General features: G+C 45.7%; 15 protein-coding genes and 1 riboswitch. Of the genes, 11 read left to right on the top strand and 4 right to left on the bottom strand.

Going from position 1 to position 20618, the window contains the following annotated elements; translation table 11 throughout:
* Positions 1-398: 398 nt before the first annotated feature.
* From NCCP2331_RS11230 to NCCP2331_RS11215, 4 genes are all read right to left on the bottom strand, one after another.
* Positions 399-1163 carry a 3-oxoacyl-ACP reductase gene (locus NCCP2331_RS11230; protein ID WP_251670756.1) on the bottom strand — a complete coding sequence of 255 codons (765 nt, stop codon included), beginning with the start codon at positions 1161-1163 and terminating at the stop codon, positions 399-401.
* 58 nt (positions 1164-1221) lie between these two features.
* Positions 1222-1320: riboswitch (TPP riboswitch) on the bottom strand.
* 59 nt (positions 1321-1379) lie between these two features.
* Positions 1380-2696, bottom strand: coding sequence for a CitMHS family transporter (locus tag NCCP2331_RS11225; protein WP_251670740.1), 1317 nt, complete (start codon positions 2694-2696; stop codon positions 1380-1382).
* A 188-nt stretch (positions 2697-2884) separates the two neighbouring features.
* A complete protein-coding gene (locus NCCP2331_RS11220; RefSeq protein WP_251670738.1) occupies positions 2885-3586 on the bottom strand; it encodes a response regulator in 702 nt (233 codons plus the stop codon).
* A gap of 13 nt (positions 3587-3599) precedes the next feature.
* Positions 3600-5243, bottom strand: a complete 1644-nt coding sequence (locus tag NCCP2331_RS11215) for an ATP-binding protein (RefSeq protein WP_251670736.1) — start codon at positions 5241-5243, stop codon at positions 3600-3602.
* A gap of 130 nt (positions 5244-5373) precedes the next feature.
* Between NCCP2331_RS11215 and NCCP2331_RS11210 the strand changes: the two genes are divergently transcribed.
* The 11 genes from NCCP2331_RS11210 (at position 5374) to NCCP2331_RS11160 (ending at position 20606) form a co-directional block, all read left to right on the top strand.
* Positions 5374-6078 (top strand): CoA transferase subunit A, encoded by a 705-nt coding sequence (locus NCCP2331_RS11210; protein ID WP_251670734.1) that lies wholly within the window; start codon positions 5374-5376, stop codon positions 6076-6078.
* A complete protein-coding gene (locus NCCP2331_RS11205) occupies positions 6075-6734 on the top strand; it encodes a 3-oxoacid CoA-transferase subunit B (protein ID WP_251670732.1) in 660 nt (219 codons plus the stop codon). Before NCCP2331_RS11210 ends, NCCP2331_RS11205 begins: the two co-directional genes overlap by 4 nt.
* Before the next feature lie 280 nt (positions 6735-7014).
* Positions 7015-8385, top strand: a complete 1371-nt coding sequence (locus NCCP2331_RS11200; RefSeq protein ID WP_251670730.1) for a trypsin-like peptidase domain-containing protein — start codon at positions 7015-7017, stop codon at positions 8383-8385.
* Positions 8386-8500: 115 nt separating this feature from the next.
* Positions 8501-9931 carry a helix-turn-helix transcriptional regulator gene (locus NCCP2331_RS11195; RefSeq protein ID WP_153721992.1) on the top strand — a complete coding sequence of 477 codons (1431 nt, stop codon included), beginning with the start codon at positions 8501-8503 and terminating at the stop codon, positions 9929-9931.
* Between the two features lie 169 nt (positions 9932-10100).
* A complete protein-coding gene (hutU, locus tag NCCP2331_RS11190) occupies positions 10101-11783 on the top strand; it encodes a urocanate hydratase (RefSeq protein WP_153721993.1) in 1683 nt (560 codons plus the stop codon).
* The gene (gene hutI / locus NCCP2331_RS11185) at positions 11784-13037 is read left to right on the top strand and encodes an imidazolonepropionase (RefSeq protein WP_251670727.1); all 1254 of its coding nucleotides are present in this window, start codon (positions 11784-11786) and stop codon (positions 13035-13037) included. It begins immediately after the preceding gene.
* A gap of 91 nt (positions 13038-13128) precedes the next feature.
* On the top strand, positions 13129-14448 hold the full coding sequence (locus NCCP2331_RS11180; RefSeq protein WP_153721995.1) for a YjiH family protein: 1320 nt from the start codon (positions 13129-13131) through the stop codon (positions 14446-14448).
* Between the two features lie 310 nt (positions 14449-14758).
* A complete protein-coding gene (locus NCCP2331_RS11175) occupies positions 14759-16441 on the top strand; it encodes a hypothetical protein (protein ID WP_251670725.1) in 1683 nt (560 codons plus the stop codon).
* A gap of 24 nt (positions 16442-16465) precedes the next feature.
* Positions 16466-19144, top strand: coding sequence for a hypothetical protein (locus NCCP2331_RS11170; protein WP_251670724.1), 2679 nt, complete (start codon positions 16466-16468; stop codon positions 19142-19144).
* Positions 19137-19757 carry a class D sortase gene (locus NCCP2331_RS11165; protein WP_251670722.1) on the top strand — a complete coding sequence of 207 codons (621 nt, stop codon included), beginning with the start codon at positions 19137-19139 and terminating at the stop codon, positions 19755-19757. Before NCCP2331_RS11170 ends, NCCP2331_RS11165 begins: the two co-directional genes overlap by 8 nt.
* Before the next feature lie 147 nt (positions 19758-19904).
* Positions 19905-20606 carry a CBS domain-containing protein gene (locus NCCP2331_RS11160; RefSeq protein ID WP_251670721.1) on the top strand — a complete coding sequence of 234 codons (702 nt, stop codon included), beginning with the start codon at positions 19905-19907 and terminating at the stop codon, positions 20604-20606.
* The last annotated feature ends 12 nt before the right edge of the window (positions 20607-20618 follow it).

Here is a 20618-nt window from a genome sequence, read left to right as displayed (position 1 = left end):
GAGCGCTTGGCGCATTGCTATGATCACGCGGCCGGATCCATGAGCGTTTGAAGGGTGTCCATGAGCATCGCTGAACTATTCGGGTTAAAATGACGGCAGTTTTATTTACGCATCGTGTGTGCTGAGGAAATTAGATATTTGCCTTGCACGCAGCATAACCAACCGCACCAAAAAAGCCGTTTGCCGCACCAAAACGCTCCTGAAGCGCGCCAAAAACAGTGACTGCCGCACATTTACGCCTTTGCGCCGCTCCAAACCGCCGTCCGAACGCGCCAAACAGGCCGACCACCGCACCATTGCCAAAAAGTCACTCCAAAAATTCCGCCAATGAAAAAGGCTGTCCTGGAAGAGCCAGACGATCATGACTCTTCCGGAACAGCCGGGTAATACTTTTACTTTTAATCCATCACCAATCCTCCATCGACCACAAGGTTCTGTCCTGTGATCGCACGGCTTGCGGGGGAAGCGAAGAATACTACGACGTCCGCCACTTCTTCGGGAGTCACAACGCGGTCGATCGGTGTGCTGGCTTTAATGATGTCGAAAACCGCATCCGGCGTGGCGGCGCTTGCGTCTGTTTTCAATAATAACCCGCCGGATACCATGTTGACCGTGATGCCGTCCGGTCCGAGTTCTTTTGCCATACTTCGTGTCATACCGAGGAGTGCTGCTTTGCTTGTGTTGTAATCGTGATAGGGAACTACCGGGTTTTGTACGAGATTTGTTCCGATGTTGATGATGCGTCCGAATTTCTGCTCATTCATTCCGTCCCTGACCGCCTGAAGCGTATGTAATGTTGCGCCGACAGAGCCTTCGAGCTGCTTCAAGTAATCCTGCCAGTCGATTGTATCGAGCTTTTCACGGTCATCTCCGTTGAATGAAAAGTCGATCAATGCATTGTTGACAACTGTTGTAATCGGCTTTCCGAAATGCGCCTTTGCCTCTTCGGCGAGCGACTGCAGTTCCTCTGGATTCCGTACATCCGCTTTCAGTGCGATCGCGCGGTCTGCACCGATTTCATTGACGACCTTCTGAGCTTTCTCTTCACTTTGGAAATAGTTCACTACAACTTTGGCTCCCGCTGCGCCGAATGCTTTCACGGTGGCCGCGCCCAAACCTCTGCTTGCTCCTGTTACTAATACGACCTGATCTTTTAATTCCAATGAATACAGCTCCCTTTTACATAACTTCATAGAAAAAGACCCCTGGGAGTCAGAGGCCGTTTAGAAAACGCCACTTCCCTCCGCCGGTGTTAACCGAATCAGGTTCAAAGGGTCGGAATAAATTCCTCTCAGCCAATCGGCGCCCCTAGTGATCTTTATATATATGTGTCTAGTAAGTATAGCATAATGGTAATATTCTGTGTTTAGCCGACTCTCTTAAAATGTAATTACACCAAGAGCCATCGTGATGAGGAACAAAACAATGCTGAATCCCCACATAATCAGGAATGAGTAACGAATATGTTTCCCCATCTCAAGACCCGCCAGCCCAAGTGCAAGCCAAAGGGCCGGAGAGAACGGGCTGACGAATGTTCCGATGATGTTTCCGACGATCAGCGCATAAGCAGCGGAAATCGAAGGGACACCAAATCCGGAAACAACTTGTTCCACGATTGGCAATAAAGCGAAATAATAAGCATCGGTACTCAACAATAAATCGAATGGAACGCCGAAGAATCCGATGATGATGTGTAAATAGGGCACGATGAATGCCGGTAGAATTTTTACTAGATCAGTAGCGATGGAATCCAGCATGTTGGCGCCGTTCAAGATACCTAAGAATGATCCGGCAGCCAAGATGATTGCAGCCATCAGCAAGGCATTCGGCGCATGTGCTTTGATCCGCTCCATCTGCTCAGTTACAGACCGGTAGTTCAAAGGCAGTGCAATACTGAAACCTATCATGAAGATAAAGCCGGCGGGAACTTTCCCCCAGACGAGCAGTCCGATGACTGTTACGGCAATAATGACGTTCAGCCACAGCATTTTCGGACGCTGCAGAGAATTAACAGTTTGTAGGGATTCCTCCTCGACATCGTCTTCTGTGAAATCCTCTTCTGCTCCATTGGCGAGGCGTTTCGCGATTCGGCGGTTTTCGCGCATACCTAGGACAAAAGCAACCGCGACTAACAGCAATAGACCGATGACCTGAATTTTAATCAGCGGGCGCCAGAGCTCCGTTACATCGACACCCAGTACAGCTGCCGCACGGCCAAGCGGACCGCCCCATGGCACCATATTGACAATACTTGCGGATGTACCCACGAGCAGCAGAAGTAAATAGGGACTCATTTTCAAACGTTTATAAAGTGGGAGCAATGCCGGAATCGTAATCAAGAACGTTGAGGCGCCTGAACCGTCCAGCTGCGCGATTGCTGCGATCACAACAGTTGCCATTGAAACTGCAATAACATTTCCTCGCGAAATAAAGATCATTGTATTGATTAGCGGATCGAAAACGCCGGCATCCTGCATGATTCCAAAAAACAGAATAGCGAAGATGAACATAATGACGACACTAGTGACCGAGTCGATTCCGCTTCCGAAGAACTCTCCAATTTCTTTAAAGTTATATCCGGCAAAGAAAGCACCGAAGATCGGCACGATGACCAGTCCGACAATCGGTGTGATCCGGCCGCTGATTAGCAAAGCGACAATAATAAAGATGGTTAATAATCCAATAATACTTAACATAGCGTTTCCTCCTTATAAGAACAAGTTTATAAAAGAAGTATGTAAGCGGATACATTAAGCGTATCCAATGATTCCTTCTTAAGTTGTTCATACTGTAACACGGAAGAAAGGGGCTAAAAAGATTATGATTATAAGACCAATAGAGTTTATTCTATGCATTTTGTTCATTCTGCTCACGGCTGGAGCAGTCAGATTTTCAAATAGGTGCGCTCAGGTCTTCCGACGTCGCCGTAATGAAGCTGCGCTTTTGCCTTTTCGGCAGAAACCAGAAATTCCAAATAGCGTCTGGCGGTGGAACGGCTGACCCCGGCTGCCTGTCCGACGTCAATCGCATTCATGCCGTCTGCTGAACTGCTCGTCAGAACATCTTCAATTCGTTCCAAAGTTAACTGATCAATCCCTTTAGGCAAACCATCAGGTGCGGCGGCTGTTGAAGGACTGACATCGATTCCGTATAACAGGCGGTCCAGATCTTCCTGATTGACCTCCTCTTTTGAAGCCAATAAAATTTTGCGTGCCCGGTAGCGTGTAAATGTTTTATGAAATCGGTCAAAGTCGACAGGTTTCAGTAAATAATCGACCACGCCGCCATGCAGAGCTTCTTCCACAGTCGCTGTCTCTTTTGCCGCAGTCACAAATACGATATCAATAGCAGGGAAGTCGCTGCGGAGACGCCGAAATAATTCAAGCCCCGGACTGTCCGGAATATACACATCCAATAAAATCAGATCAGGCAACTGCTCTGTCTGCTGTAAAAAAGTGAGGCTTTCTTCTGCAGTTTTCATTTCCGCGAGTACTTGAAAACCGGTGATCTGTTCAATAAGCTGCCGATTAATTTGCGCCACCCGAAAATCATCCTCAACAATCAGTACTCGAATTGTCTTTATCATATCAAACCATCCTTTATTCAGTAATTTTTGGAATAGTCACGACAAAACAAGTGCCTCCAAGTTCGCTCGGTTCAATAGACAGCTGACCGTTTACTGCATCGACAGCCTGTTTTGTCAGTGCGAGGCCGAAACCTCTGCCAGAGCCAGTTTTTGTTGAAGTTCCTTTTTTGAAAACATCATCCAGCAACGAACTTGCAATACCGGGTCCGGCATCGTCTATTTCGAACAGTATATCCTGTCCAATATCCGTAAAAAAGACAGATATTTCCCGGGAAATTGCTTTTTCATCATATACCGCGTCAAACGCATTATCCAGTAAATTTCCGACAGCAGTCAGCAAGGCCTGCCGGGTGCGGTCGGATAAAGGGGAATGCAAGCGGCTGCCAGGCTGTATCGTTACGTGAATTTGTATTTCGCTTGCCTGGTTTAATTTCCCGACAAGCAAACCGCTGACATAGGGGTCTTCCACTTCATTCAGCAAGGCATCCATCCATTCCTGCTGAATATTCATTTCCTCCTGAATGAAATCCAACACTTCTTCTTTCTTGCCTAAGCGCGTCAGTCCCATGATCGTATAGAGCTTGTTGGAGAACTCGTGAGTCTGTGAACGAAGCGCATCCGCATACTGCTGGATATGCGTCAGTTTCTTTGTCAGATTTTCGATTTCAGTTTTATTCCGGAAAGTGGCAACCGCACCCCAAACGTTGTTTTCATAGAAAATTGGCACACTGTTGACATAGACGCTGTGTGTACCCAGGATTTTTTCCTGATCAAAAATAGCCTGTTCGGTTTCGAGAACATAAGGCAAATCTGAAGTGGGAAAACTATCTTGAATCGACTTGCCAATCCACTTTTCTGTCCGAAGTTCATCGTTTGTCAGCAGCTTTAAAGCGGCAGAGTTGATCATAGTAATCTGTCCTTCTTTATTGATCGCGATGATTCCTTCGTGAATGGAATGAAGGATCGTTTCTTTCTGGAATAATAAATGAGAGATTTCCTCAGGTTCGAGGCCGAATAAAGATTTTTTAATATAGTTTGCGATAAATACAGCGCCTATAATGGCAGCGATACTGATCGCGAGCAGAACAAACCATATTTCTTTACTGTAATCCCAAATTACTGTATTAATGGCCTCTGCCAAAAAGCCGACTGATACGACACCGACAATTTCCCCTTCTGCATAAATTGGAACTTTCGCGCGCAGGGAACTGCCGAGAGTTCCTGTTGATTTGGAGATATATGATTCTCCTGAAATAAGTGCGCGCTCATTGTCTTCTCCGACCATCTTTTCCCCAATGCGTTCAGGGTCCGGATGGGCATAACGAACTTCATTGCGATTACCGACAACGATAAACTCTGCATCTGTGCGGTCCTGTATACTCTGTACAATCGGCTGGATAATAGAGGAAGGATCGTCCGAATTGAATGCGCGGGAAACTTCCGGAATCAAAGAAACGCTCGTTGCCACGCTGAGCGCCCGTTCCCCTATCTGTGTCTCCAGCGTATCCGTTACAAAAAAACTCATGAATCCGCCGATTAATAAAGTAATTGTCAGGACAAGTGCTCCAATCAAACCGACCATTTTCATATGCAGGTTGAGGAAGGGTTTTGCTTTTATATAATGGACTGGCAAATCTTGTTTTTTAATACGAATCATGAGATGACATCTCCTTCACTAGCGCTGTGTTCAGCATACCATGTGCATGGAAAGAAAACTTTTTTGCATACATTGATAGGGAAGGTTATGATTATTGTAAGTATTCAAAATAGACGAGGAGGAGATACGTATGAAAACGATCTACTCAACAGGTGCAGAAGCAATCGCCGATATTCAAGACGGTGCCACATTGATGGTCGGCGGCTTCGGTCTGGTCGGCATACCCGAGCAGCTGATTATGGCGCTTGCTGAAAAAGGTGTGAAAGAGTTGACGGTCATTTCGAATAACTGCGGAGTGGATGACTGGGGACTCGGGTTATTATTGAAGGAAAAACAAATCAAAAAGATGATTGGTTCGTATGTCGGGGAGAATAAAGAGTTTGAACGGCAAGTATTGTCAGGTGAATTGGAAGTTGAACTGACGCCTCAAGGTACACTGGCTGAAAAGATCCGTGCCGGAGGGGCAGGGATTCCGGCTTTTTATACACCTGCAGGAGTAGGAACACAGATTGCGGAAGGCAAAGAAACACGTATTTTTGACGGCAAAGAATATTTATTGGAGCATGCTCTGCGTGCGGACTTTGCGCTGATCAGAGCATACAAAGCAGATCAGTTTGGAAATGTAATTTATAATAAAACAGCGCAAAACTTTAATCCGATGATGGCGGCGGCCGCTTCTGTGACAATTGTGGAAGCAGAAGAAATCGTCGAAGCTGGCATGTTGGACCCTGCGATAATTCATACACCAAGTATTTATGTACAGGGGCTGCTGCAGGCAAAGCAGGAAAAACGAATTGAGCGCCTGACTGTGCGTACGAAGGAGGATGCTCAATGAAACCGAACCAATACAGAGAACAGATAGCTAAACGGGCTGAGCGGGAAATCCGGGACGGCGATTACGTCAATTTGGGAATCGGCATGCCGACACTGGTGGCGAATTATATTTCACCGGACAAAACAGTGATTCTGCAGTCGGAGAATGGTTTATTGGGAATTGGTCCTTATCCTTTGGAAGAGGAAGTTGATCCGGACCTAATTAATGCGGGGAAAGAAACCGTAACGACCATTCCGGGATCGTCGTTTTTCTCAAGTGCGGAGTCATTCGCCATGATCCGCGGAGGACATATTGACGTGGCCATTCTCGGTGCGATGGAAGTGTCGGAAACAGGTGACTTGGCGAACTGGATGATTCCTGGAAAGGTCATTAAGGGCATGGGCGGGGCGATGGATTTGGTTCACGGCGCGAAAAAAGTCATTGTCATCATGGATCATGTTTCGAAAAATGGGGAGCCGAAAATTAAAAAACAATGCACGCTGCCGTTGACGGGCATGGGTGTAGTGAATAAAATTATTACAGAACGTGCATTGATTGAAGTCACACCGCAGGGTCTGGTGCTGATGGAAGTGTTTGACGGTTTTACAGCAGAAGATGTGATCGGTTCTACGGAAGCGGATTTGGCTATTTCTGCTGAAATGAAGAGTAGTAAATGAGTGAAACCATCTAAAAAGTCATGTTCATCTGACTTTTTGGATGGTTTTTTACTTGTTTGAATTTGCCGGATGTATGGAAAGGTGCGGTAAGGGGACGTTTTGGTTCGCTGTCAAGACACTTTGGCGTGGCAAAGCGTTTCTGCAAAACCAGATTTCACGAGAAACGAAGACTTTTTAAAATAATTCATGTCTTTTGTAATGGTTCATATGGTATAATTCCCGGTATATAGTTTCATGAAATTAACAGTATCAGCCACTTGGATGAAAAGGAGTGAAGGCGATGTTTTGTTCGAAATGCGGTCATGAAAATAGCAAAGACGCCAAGTTCTGTGCCGGTTGCGGTGCTGAAATGGGACAGCCTGTCAAAAGTAAATGGATTCCGGCTATTTTTCTCACATGCCTCATTGTCTTAGCAGGGACAGGGGCAGGATACGGTTATGCTACGGACTGGAGTTTTAAATTTCCAAAGAAAACAATCGCTTCTCCTGAAACCGAAGAATTGGCAGTTAATGATGAAGATAATATTAAAATTAAAACAACCCCAGCTGTCGCGAAGCAGTCTGAGCAACAAACAAAAGATAAAACTGTGCTGATTAAAGAATCACTGCCCAGCGTTTTCACGATTGTCACGAGTTCAGGCACGGGATCTGGTTTTCTGTATAAAACAGGCGGTTATATTGTCACAAACGCTCATGTGGTAGCAGGCTTCACCGACGTCATCGTCCGAAATTTCAAAGGAGAAGATATGGCCGGCAGAGTGGTCGGAATATCCGATAAGTATGATGTGGCGCTGATTCAATCCGAGGCAAATAAAAATGTCCGCGCATTCGTGACGGAGCAGAAAGAAACGCCTATCGGTACGGAAGTCATTGCAATTGGAAGTCCGAAAGGTTTTGAAAACACGGCTTCCATCGGTTATCTGACTGGATTGAACCGCGATGTCCAAAAAGACTTTACCTACGAAAAGATTTATCAGATTGATGCACAAATTGACCATGGCAGCAGCGGGGGACCGCTTTTGGATGCGAATACCGGAAAAGTCATTGGCATCAACTCCCTTCTATATAAGCAAAATACCGTATTCGGTTTTTCCATTCCGATGTACAGCATGCAGGCCCTGGTCGACAAATGGATCAATCAGCCGATGAGCGGCAAGCAGGTTGCTTCGTTATTCCGGGTCTACGAAGATTACGTTCCGGAACGCTATTATAGTAATGAAGAAGATTATAACTACGATGATTATGACAGTTATTATGATGACGGCGAAGAAGAATATTATTCCGATGAAACAGAAGTTTACGATGACGATGTTGCGAACTTCATTCAGGAGTTTAGAAGTCAGTATGAAGCAGCGCTTGCCAATGAAGACTATGCCTATATTGAAGATTATGTAGCAGGCGGCAGTTCGGCGTCCAATGAATTATGGAGTTATTTAGAGGAGATGGCTGGCCAGAATGTCTATTTTGATTTCGTAGAGAACACCTTAACCGACGTGGTGTACTATGATTCTTCACTTGAAGCGTATACGTACGAAACATTCAACTTCACAGATATCAGCGGGAATCATGATTTTATCGAGAAAAGAAAGATTTACACCATTGTTATTGATGAAAATGGAAACTACCAAATCACGAAAATAATAAATCAATAATGAAAGAAGCTGCCAGGAAAATGACTTTCCGTGCAGCTTCTTTTCGTTACGTGGTTTCAAGTTATCGGGTCAAGTGCTACAATACAGTACAACTACAGCGCGAGGTGAATGAACCGTGAATATACTGCTCCTTATCAAAGACCCGCTCGAAGCGCAAGGTTTAAAATGGCTGCTGACTTCCCAGTGGAACGACATCACAGTCGAAGTCAGGGACCGTCCCGAAACGCTTCGGACCATTCAAGATGCCTATCTGTACATTGTCGATATGGATTTCATTATGAAGGAAGAAGTGGAGCTTCCTTCGCACGCAGTCTGGTTGGGTGTTTCTTCTGAACGGACGTTTCAGACAGTTTACAAAGCGCTTTCTCTTAAAGCGGAGGACGTATTGTTCCGGCCTTTTCCACCAGAGCGTCTGCTGAAACAAGTACAGCAGATCCGTTTTCATTGGCGCAACGAGAACCCGGCCTTGGCTGAACCTTCCTCGCAGCAAAAGAATCCGATTTCTTATGAGGATCTGCTCATTCGGGAGACAATACCAGAGCGGCCTGTGGTCATGAGTCTTCTGGCGATTTCTGATCTGGAAGTGCTGGATGTTCTTGTGGAAAAACTGAAAAGTTACGATTTTCCGGGAGTGTTTCAGGTGTTCCCGTTTTCAGACCATGTGCTCGTCATTCATCAGCTAGAAGATATGCAGCTGCTGAACGAAGCCTATCGTATGTTTTTTTCGCAGTGGAAGCTGCATTATGAGACGCTGCTGACGATTTATCTTTATGCGGCGGAAGAACAATTGAGCTTCCGCGAGTTCTATAAAAAAATGAGATTGTTCCATGAACGGATTTTTTATGATGGGTATGATATTCTCACACAAGTGGAAGAAGACTTTCAATGGAAGGAACTTGATCCGTTTCTGTCGCCGATCGATCAGCAAAAGTGGATTGAAATGCTCGAGAAACAGCAGTTGGTCAAGATTCGTGAATGGCTGGAGTACGACTTCTTGACGCTTGAGCCGCCATTTCCGAATCCCGAGATGGTGCGTGTCAGACTGACGAGTATACTGGCGCAGATCCGGCGTTATATGACGGCGAACTCATTGCAGTCAAATAAACTGGAGCAGGCCTACCATGCGCTGTTCTATAAAACAGTCCGGGAACCTGTGGTCTATGACATTGTTCAGTCATTCATTGCATTCAGCGGCGAATTAATCCGTACTTCGAAAGATTTATCCACTTCTCAGTACTTTGCAGAAAAAGTGAAGGAACGCATGCTGATGAATTATTGGGACTCTGCCTGGAATCTGGCGGACTGTGCAGATGAAATGAAGCTACATAAGAGTACACTGAGCCGTAAGTATGCAAAAGAAGCAGGAGAACCTTTCAGTGAGACATTGCTTGGAATCCGCATTGAACAGGCCAAACGTTTATTGAAGGAAACCGATTTATCTATAGCGGAAGTGGCGGAGACATCTGGATTCTCGCATCCTGCCTATTTCAGCAAACGTTTTAAAGAAACAACTGAGCGGACTCCATATGAATATAGGCAATCGTAAGAATAGACATATTTGATTGATAATACACATAAATTGGTGGCAACATAGTATAATTGAAAACGTTTTCCTTTAATTAATGTAAATATAATATAAAACAAACAATAAATTATAAAGATGCAAGCGGTTTCTTCATAGTATACTAAGACTAACTTATGAGGAGGTTTTTTATATGACAAATACATCGACTAATATTGCAGCGGAAAAAGTAATCCACTATACAGGTACAGAGCTTCATACAAAAGGCTGGCAGCAGGAAGCAGCACTTCGTATGCTCATGAATAACTTACACCCTGACGTTGCAGAGCATCCGGATAAATTGGTTGTATACGGAGGAATCGGTAAAGCAGCTCGTAACTGGGAAAGCTTTGATGCGATTGTCCGTTCATTGAAAGAATTAGAAAATGACGAGACATTGCTTGTACAGTCAGGGAAACCTGTTGTTGTATTCAAAACTCATGAAAATGCACCTCGCGTATTGATCGCTAACTCAAATATCGTGCCGGCGTATGCAAACTGGGATACGTTCCACGAGCTGGATAAAAAAGGTTTGATGATGTACGGTCAGATGACAGCAGGAAGCTGGATCTACATCGGTTCTCAAGGGATCGTGCAAGGAACTTATGAAACATTTGCAGAGCTTGCAAACCAGCACTTCGGCGGCTCATTAAAAGGAACTATCACAGTAACAGCAGGCCTCGGCGGAATGGGCGGCGCTCAGCCACTATCCGTAACAATGGCTGGCGGTGTTTGTATCGGAATCGACGTAGATGAGACACGTATCGACCGTCGTATAGAAACTCGCTATACAGACGTTAAGACTAATTCATTGGACGAAGCAATTCGTATTGCAGAAGAAGCAAAAGCAGAAGGCAAAGCGTTGTCTATCGGTCTAGTAGGAAATGCGGCTGATATTCTTCCTGAAATGATCGAAAAAGGATTTATCCCGGATGTATTGACTGACCAGACATCTGCCCACGATCCATTAAACGGCTACCTACCGTCTAAGATGACAATGGAAGAAGGAGCGAAACTTCGCGAATCAAATCCTGAAGAATATGTTGCTCTGGCTAAGAAATCTATGGCGCAGCACGTATCGGCAATGGTGGAAATGATGGATAAAGGCGCAATTACATTCGACTACGGAAACAATATTCGTCAAGTTGCATTGGATGAAGGCGTAAAGCGTGCATTTGATTTCCCTGGATTTGTTCCTGCATATATCCGTCCTCAGTTCTGTGAAGGTAAAGGACCTTTCCGCTGGGTAGCTCTTTCAGGAGATCCGGAAGATATCCGCAAAACTGATGAAGTGATCCTTCGTGAATTCAGCTATAACACACATCTTTGCAACTGGATCAAAATGGCGCAAGAAAAAATTCAATTCCAAGGCCTGCCTGCCCGTATTTGCTGGTTAGGCTATGGCGAACGCGCACGTTTCGGTAAAATCATCAATGATATGGTAGCAAGCGGCGAATTGAGCGCACCGATTGTCATCGGACGCGACCACTTGGATTCAGGATCTGTTTCTTCACCAAACCGTGAAACAGAATCCATGAAAGACGGTTCAGACGTAGTATCTGACTGGCCGATCCTGAACGCAATGATCAACGCAGTCGGCGGAGCAACTTGGGTTTCTCTTCACCACGGCGGCGGCGTAGGCATGGGGTATTCCCAGCACGCAGGTATGGTTATTGTCGCAGACGGAACGAAAGAAGCAGAAGCACGCCTGGAGCGCGTATTGACAACAGATCCGGGTATGGGTGTTGTCCGTCACGCGGATGCAGGCTATGATATTGCAATTCAAACAGCAAAGGAAAAAGGAATTAAAATGCCGATGTTGGAAGGTGGAAAATAATTGAAACCTGTATGGATTAAACACGCAAAAGAACTGGCAACGATTGCCGGAGTAAATGGACCGCGTAAAGGCAAGGACATGTCGGACTTGGCAATTATTGAGGACGGCAGTGTCTGGATCGAAGACGGTAAAATTGCTGCGGTAGGCACTACGGCAGAATTGGAAGCGCAATATGCCGACCGTGCAAATGAAGCAGATGTAGTGGACGCGACAGGACGCCTGGTAACACCGGGCCTTGTCGATCCTCACACGCATATTGTCTACGGGGGCAGCCGCGAGCGCGAGTTTGAAATGCGCCTCGAAGGTTCCACGTATATGGACATCATGAATGCGGGCGGCGGAATTCACGCAACGTCCCGCATGACACGTGAAGCAACGGAAGACGAATTGGTGGAGCAGGCCGGACGACGTTTGGATTCATTTGCAAAACACGGTGTCACGACAGTAGAAGGCAAGAGTGGCTACGGTCTTGATTTGGAGACGGAGCTGAAGCAATTGCGTGCTGCAAAGCGTTTGAATGAACAGCATGCTGTTGAAATTGTCCCTACATTCATGGGAGCTCATGCAGTACCGATGGATTATAAAGGTAAAGAAGATGAATTCGTTGACCTGGTAGTAAACGAAATGCTGCCGGTAGTAGCAAAAGAAAAACTGGCCATCTTCAATGATGTGTTCTGTGAACTGGATGTATTCACACCTGAACAGTCTGAGCGCATTTTGGAAGCGGGGAAAAAGCTTGGCTTGATACCGAAAATCCATGCGGATGAAATTGCTTCATACGGTGGTGCTGAGCTGGCTGCTAAAGTGGGCGCCATTTCAGCAGAACACTTATTGAAAGCATCTGAACAAGGCATTAAAGATATGGCGGAAGCCGGCGTAATTGCCTGCCTATTGCCTGCAACTGCACTGTATTTACGTGAAGAAGCAGCAAAAGGACGTCATATGATTGATTCAGGTATGGCAGTGGCAATTTCCACTGACTGTAACCCGGGTTCTTCTCCGACAACTTCCATGCCGCTTGTAATGAATTTGGCTTGCATTTCGATGCGCATGACGCCTGCAGAAGCGTTAGTTGCCGCAACGATCAACGCAGCCAGCGCGATTAAAGTAGAAGACCGCGCAGGTTCATTGGAAGTAGGCAAGCAAGGAGATGTCGTGATGTGGGACATCGGCAGCTATCAGGAATTGCAGTATCTGTTCGGTGTCAATCATGTAGACAAGGTTTGGAAAGAAGGCCGCAAGATTGTAGGCTGATTCAGAAAATACTGTGGAGACATGCCGCGTCATGTCTTCACAGTATTTTTCCCAATTAGTTAATAGTTAATAGATCAGAGGGGGAATAGATATGCAACAGGTGAAAGAGAAGACAACGAGTAAGACGACCCCGGGCATGTGGAAGTTTTTCTTATACAGCGCAATTGGCGGATTTATGTTTTTTGTTCCGGTGACTATCGGAGGGAAGAATTCAATTATGCTGGATCATATAGTCAGCTTTATTCAAGAGAATGTAAGCGCTGTCCTGCCGTACTATGCGTTAGTGCTTTTATTGGCGGGGGCAGTTTATCCATTTGTTTCAGGAACATGGAAAAAATCTTCGGTGGATATAATCTTCTCGTTCTTTAAAGTAATTGGACTGGGTGTCGGTATACTTCTCATTTTCAACATCGGACCCGCGTGGCTGTTCGATCCCGATATGGGACCGTTTTTGCTCAATAAGTTAGTAATTCCAGTCGGCCTTCTGGTTCCGATCGGTGCGATATTCTTGGCGCTGCTCGTCAGCTACGGTTTATTGGAATTCATCGGTGTGCTGATGCAGCCCGTTATGCGTCCGTTGTGGAAGACTCCGGGACGTTCAGCGGTTGATGCCGTTGCTTCATTTGTCGGCTCCTATTCTTTAGGACTCCTGATCACAAATCGCGTCTATAAAGAAGGGAAATATACAGCGAAAGAAGCAGCGATCATTGCAACAGGCTTCTCCACTGTGTCTGCAACATTCATGGTAGTCGTTGCAAAAACATTGGATATCATGAGCATGTGGAATCTGTACTTCTGGATTACATTGGTGGTTACGTTCATTGTAACGGGTATTACAGTACGCATCTGGCCGCTGGCTTCTATGAAAGATGAGTATTATGAAGGGTCTACACCCCAGCCAGAAATGAAACCGGAGGGCAGCCGTTTTGCTGCTGCATGGAGTGAAGCGATGGAAACGGTTTCAGGAGCTCCGGGGATTGCGAAAAATATTTGGATTAACCTGAAAGACGGATTGTTGATGACGATGGCTATTTTGCCGTCGATTCTGTCTATTGGCTTACTTGGACTGGTGCTGGCAGAATTTACGCCGGTATTTGATTGGATTGGTTATATCTTCTATCCGTTCACGTATTTAATGCAGGTGCCTGAACCGATGCTGGTAGCGAAAGCAAGTGCACTCGGCATCGCTGAAATGTTCTTGCCTGCTTTGCTTGTTGCTAAATCTGCATTGATTTCGAAGTTCATCGTTGCAGTGGTTTCAGTATCGGGTATCATTTTCTTCTCTGCGCTCGTTCCTTGTATCGTCGCGACAGAGATTCCGGTTTCTATCCCTAAGTTAATCGTCATTTGGGTCCAACGTGTGATTTTGACAATTATTATTGTGACACCGATTGCGTTTTTGGTGCTGTAAAATAGATAAGTTCTTGCGAAAGCTCATTAAACTTTCGCAAGGGCTTTTTTTGTCTGTAATTCAATATACCTATCGTTTGCTGTCTACTATACTGTTATTAAATAAATAGCAAGCAGTATTTTACTGCATTTCAAAAGACGAATGAAGTTTCCTGTATGAATACCGAAAATTTCTTTTACTCTATTAATACTATTGCTGCAAAGTTGTTGGATATACAGGTTAAATTACGTGTTTACTATTTTGTCTAATGGGTAGTTCGAAGTTAAGGGGCATAATTCCCTTCTATTTTACGTAGGAAGGAGGTGTAGGTTTGAGGAATGGAAAAATAATCTTTTGGACTATACTATTTGTCTGTGCTTTACCTGCTGTTATGCATGGTCAGGAGACAGAGGAAGTAGAGCAGAAGGCAGATCAAAGACATACCGGGATCATCTCAGGACTTGTCAACACGGTAACAAAAACGGTTGACAATACTGGAGAAGTAGTCAAACAAACAGTAGAAGCGACAAGCAAGACACTTCAGCAGACTGCAGACTTTGCAGGGGAAACTGTTAAAACGATTGCCGGGCCGCCTTCGGAGAAGCCAGTAACCGAGGCGGTTGGGCGAACAGCAGACTTTGTCCGGGAAACCGTTGAAGCGGTTCAGCCGGCTGTCAACAAGACCACTGAAACTGTTCAGCAGACTGTGAAAGACACAGCAGGAGTTACAAAAGAACTGCCTGAAATTCCAGTTGTCACGCCTGTGGTAGAAGAAACGGTACAAGCCGTAAGTGAAACGGTGGGGAATACTGCTGATTATGTGGATCAAACAACAGATGTAGTGAATTCATTTGATGAAAAAACCGTGCAGCAAGTGCTGAAAAATACAGGCGGGCTGGTGAGTGACACGGTGGAGACTGCGGTTCCTGTAGTTGAAACGACTACAAATACTGTAGAATCTGTATCAAATACAGTGACAGAAGCGGTCAATGAAGTTCCTGTCGTTTCAAATACTGCGCCAGTCATCGAAGAAACTGTTTCGTTTACAGCAGACACGCTGAACCGCACAGCTGCGACGGTCAATAAGGCGGTGCAGAATGTGACGATACCGACTGAAGAGCCGATTCGGCAGACGGTGAAGGATGCGGCAGTTTTTATTAGTGAAACCCTAAGCGGTACGGTGCCTGTTGTCGAGAAAACGACAGATCTGGTGAAAGACACGCTGCTCGAAGTTACACAGACAACAGAGAGGTTACCGGAAATCCCTGTAGTCACTCCTGTTGTCGGCCAAGTGACTGAACACCTGAACGGCCGGGGCGAACAAGTGAAAGATGTCACGGATCAAATAGTTACGGAGACAGTTGGGCAAACGAATGAAATCATTCAGCCGGCAGTCGGTAATCCGCAGTATAAACCATCAGAAAAACCGTCATCAGCAATTCAGCCCGTTAAGCCTGCAGATCAGGTGAAGCCAGCTGAAAAAGCTGAACAGATACCAATGGTTCCTTTACAACAATCAACTGTTCATTCACAACAGGATACGGAGAAACTTGTAAATGAATCATCTGAAAAACTGGTGAAGGAAGAAATTGAAAAGAAAGCGGCCGGTAAAAATGTATTGCAGCGGCTAGAAGCATTCGAGCTGTTCACAGAACAACAGGAACGCGCGCCTGTTTTTTCTGGCTCTTCATTTGGAGTGGAACTGCCTGAAACGAATGCGGAAGACCGTCAAAATCAAGTTACCGGTCAGCTGATTCCGCCGATGAAAGAAAACCAAGCGTCAGCAGCTGAAACACCGGCAATTGTTGTCACGTCGAGTTCATCGACTGCGGTATCTGCAGCAAACGGCTCACATATCGATGTGAGTGCCGGATTGTGGAGTGAACAATTGCAGGCGGTTCGGACAATCAGTACACGATGGTATGCAGAACACATACTGGGCAAGCTCCAGTGGACTCATCCGCCTCCTGGACAGCCGCCCAAGGCAACTCCTTTTTTATACGTTAGTATCTAACTAATAAAAAAGGAGAGAACAAACATGAAAATAAACTGGATGAAAAAAGTCGGAATCACATTTGCTGCAGGAGTCTCGATTTATGCGCTCCCGGCAATCGCTCAAGCCAATGAGGAAGCTGAAACTATTTCAGATGTCAATGAAGTTCAGGAAGCAAAGCCAATTGTCGATATACAGTTGAAAGATCTTCCTGTAGTAGGTGATGTCAATGTTCAAGTGCCTTCCCCTGAGAGAAAGAATCAGGAGACCGGCAAGAAGGGAAAGTCTGCAGTCAAGGTGCAAGTGAGCGAGGGTATCATTGACAATTTGGAAGTGGATGTGGCACCTGTTGAAAAGACTGAACAGCAGGAAAAGAAAGCAATCGCGAATGTAAAAATGTCTTCACAGATTACGAATGATGTCGAAGTGAACGCAGTGGCGAAGGAGACGAAACAGCATGGAACTGCAGCTGAAACATCTTCAAGCCTGGCGAAAGTGAATGCAGAAGATTTGCCTGTTGTCGGTCAGACGGAAGCAGGTGTTGCAGAGCAGAAGCAGACAACTTCTGAAGACGGCGCTTCATATGACGGCGGTGTGGTGGAAGTAAATATCGAGAAAGTGCCGGTTGCGGAAGAAACGCATGTCGGCGTACTCGACAAGCATGTGAAGAAGACCAATGATTCCTATACAGCAAAAGGAGGAGCATTGCAAGCAGATCTGGAAGCTCCAAGTCTGCTGGATGACACGCATATCGGCGTCTTGGATTCCACTGTCAAAGAAGATGAAACAGGTTCTTCATATGACGGCGGTGTAGTAGAGGCAACGATTGAAAAAGCGCCGATATTGAATGAGACGCATGTCGGAGTCTTGGATTCCACTGTCAAAGAAGACGAAACAGGCTCTTCATATGACGGTGGAGTAGTAGAGGCGACGATTGAAAAAGTACCGATCTTGGATGAGACGCATGTCGGTGTTCTTGATCGGCATGTGAGCGAGACAGATGACAGCTATACGAGCAACGGCGGTGTTGTGCAAGCAGATGCAGCAGCTCCCGGTTTGCTTGACGATACGCATGTCGGCGTCTTGGATTCCACTGTCAAAGAAGATGAAACAGGTTCTTCATATGACGGCGGTGTAGTAGAGGCAACGATTGAAAAAGCACCGATATTGGATGAGACGCATGTCGGAGTTCTTGACCGGCATGTGAGCGAGACAGATGACAGCTATACGAGCAACAGCGGTGTTGTGCAAGCAGATGCAGCAGCTCCCGGTTTGCTTGACGATACGCATATCGGAGTCTTGGATTCCACTGTCGAAGAAGACGAAACAGGCTCTTCATATGACGGCGGAGTAGTAGAGGCGACGATTGAAAAAGCACCGATCTTGGATGAGACACATGTCGGTGTTCTTGACCGGCATGTGAGCGAGACGAAGGGCAGCTATACTAGCAACGGCGGTGTTGTGCAGGTCGATGCAGCAGCTCCCGGTTTGCTTGACGATACGCATGTCGGCGTCTTGGATTCGACTGTCAAAGAAGACGAAACAGGCTCTTCATATGACGGCGGAGTAGTAGAGGCAACGATTGAAAAAGCGCCGATATTGGATGAGACGCATGTCGGTATTCTTGACCGACATGTGAAGGAGACAGACGACAGCTATACGAGCAACGGCGGAGTAGTGGAAGTGGATACGGCAGCTCCCGGTTTACTCGATGATGCACATGTCGGAGTGCTGGATTCTCACGTGAAAAAGGATGAGAATTCATTTGCGCTTGATGAAGGCGTTGTGAATTCAATGATCAAAAATTTACCGGTCATCGGCGACTTATCACTCGGCGTGCTGGACCGCCATGAAAGAGAAAACGGAAACGATTCATCTCTTTCAACCGGTGTCGCTCAAATTCTTTTAAACGGAACACTTCTTGAAGACGGTACAATAAACATTTTACGGAAAACTGAACAAACGACTGATGAAGGAACTCACATCAAGCAAGGCGTTGCAATTGTGGATTTGACGCTGCCTGTCATTGGCGATATAAAGGCAGATATTCTGACCAATGAAACATTCAAACCGACAGCAGCTTTTCCACCGGTAACACCGCCGGTAACGCCACCGGTAATTGTGCCTGGCGGGCCGTCTGTTCCTGATACAGATGTTGAAGAAGAACCCGGCAATAATGGGAACAATCCCAATGTGCCAGATGCAAACGATGGAACTACGGAAATTCCCGGAATTGAAATCAATCCCATTCCAACAGTTCCAAATGAGGAAGACAGCGGCACTCCCTCTGAAGATGGAGATGGCAACACTTCAAATCCAAATGATCAGTCTGAAGGGAATGAAAATTCCGGAGATGCGAATGTAGTTCCAGGCATACCGAATGACAACGGAGACTCTGATTCGAATGTGGAAACAGGGAACCCAGGGCAAGATGGAACCGATGGATTACCCGGCGCATCAGACGATAACTCGTCAGACAGTCAGCGAGTGCAGGGGAATTCAAATGAATGGATTGCGCTGTCACCGGATCAATCAGGCAATAACTCTGCAATGAAAAACAGTTTGTCTGACCGTTCGACAGGGCAGCCGTTCGCCGCGGATTCGGCAGATAGATTACCGACTACTGGAGGATTTCTGGATCCGATGCTGATGTCGATCCTTGCTGCATTGTTCTTACTCGGCGGAATTACTGCACGAAAATGGGCGCTGAGTAAATATGCTTAAAAAACACATCGTCGGCAAATGGATCGGCAATGTCTTGATGGCGACAGGAGCAGCAGTACTGCTGCTTCTCGCCTTCGGATTTAATTCGAATCAGTCAAAGCAGTCTGAGCATCTGGATGCGTTTGCTGCCATGAAGGCGGATGCGGCTGATCAGGATAAAGAATCAGTAAAAGCGACACAAAATCCCGAGAAAACAGGAAAGAATTCTTCATTTGATCAAATAGAAGGGGTACTCGATATGCCCGAAATCGATCTCCATTCACCCGTGCTGCTCGGAGCAGATGACCAAACGCTTGCAGCAGGCCTCGGAGCAATTGAAAATATGGATTCACCGGGCGAAACAGGTGGCAGTTACGCCATTGCCGGTCACCAGTCTTATGTATTCGGCCACTATTTTAACCGTCTGCATGAAGTGGAGACAGGACAGGAATTCACGTTTGAAACTGTGGAAGGTATTCAGCAGTATGAAGTGTTTGATATTCAAATTGTGAAACCGGAGCAAGTAGAAGTTCTGAACCGTCAGGATGGACTTGCCTTACTGTCGTTAATCACCTGTTATCCCGAACGTTCAAATGAATTCCGGCTGGTTGTGCAGGCCAAACGGATAAATTGATTTAGAAAGAGGCTGTCATTGAAAGTTGAATCTGACTTTCAGGACAGCCTCTTTTTTATGAAATAATATAGATAACAGACTATCGATAGACTTAGAATAATGCTGAATTATGATATACTCTGCCTATATAAGAAGGGTGGAATGAAAATGGCACCGAAAAATTCAGATCGTTTTATCGTGGCTTATAATCGAATTGATAAAATACTGGCAAAGATGACGGATTTGCCGCCTCACTTTTCATTCTCGAGACGAGTAGATAAAGCAAAAGATAAAAATGCGCTGATCAGTCATTATGAAGAGGAACTGCGGGAATTCGGCAGTTTGAGAAATGCGATTGTACATAATAAAACGGGATTGGATTATGCCATTGCAGAACCCCATGATATCATCGTCGAAATGATTGAATCGATCGAGGAGAAATTATCGAATCCTCAGACGGTAAAAGATCTCTTTCAAGGAAAAGTGCATACATTGCAGGCGAATGAATCTTTGGCAACAGGTTTGAAATTGATCAGGGAAAAGAAGTTTAATCAGCTGCCGATTTATCATAAGAAGAGATTCATAGGATTAATCACGGCAAACGGTATTATGAACTGGCTGGCGGATCAGAATAAAGACGACATTTCCCGGGAAATACCGACATTATTTGACGTTTATAATCATGAAAAACGTAAAAATACCTACCGTTTTATCAAAAGCACATTATCTGTTTATGAAGCAGAAGAATATTACAAGAGGTCCATTCTGAAGGGGAACCGACTGGAAGCTTTGCTCATAACAGAGCAGGGAGGGAAGGACGAAAAACTGATTGGCATCGTAACACCACTGGATTTATTGAAAATTGATTGAGAAAGAAAAGGT

The sequence above is a fragment of the Sporosarcina sp. NCCP-2331 genome, from assembly GCF_023707945.1.
Classification (GTDB): Bacteria; Bacillota; Bacilli; order Bacillales_A; family Planococcaceae; genus Sporosarcina; species Sporosarcina cascadiensis.
The sequence above is the reverse complement of the archived record's forward strand: the minus strand, read 5'-3'. Positions and strand labels throughout refer to the sequence as shown.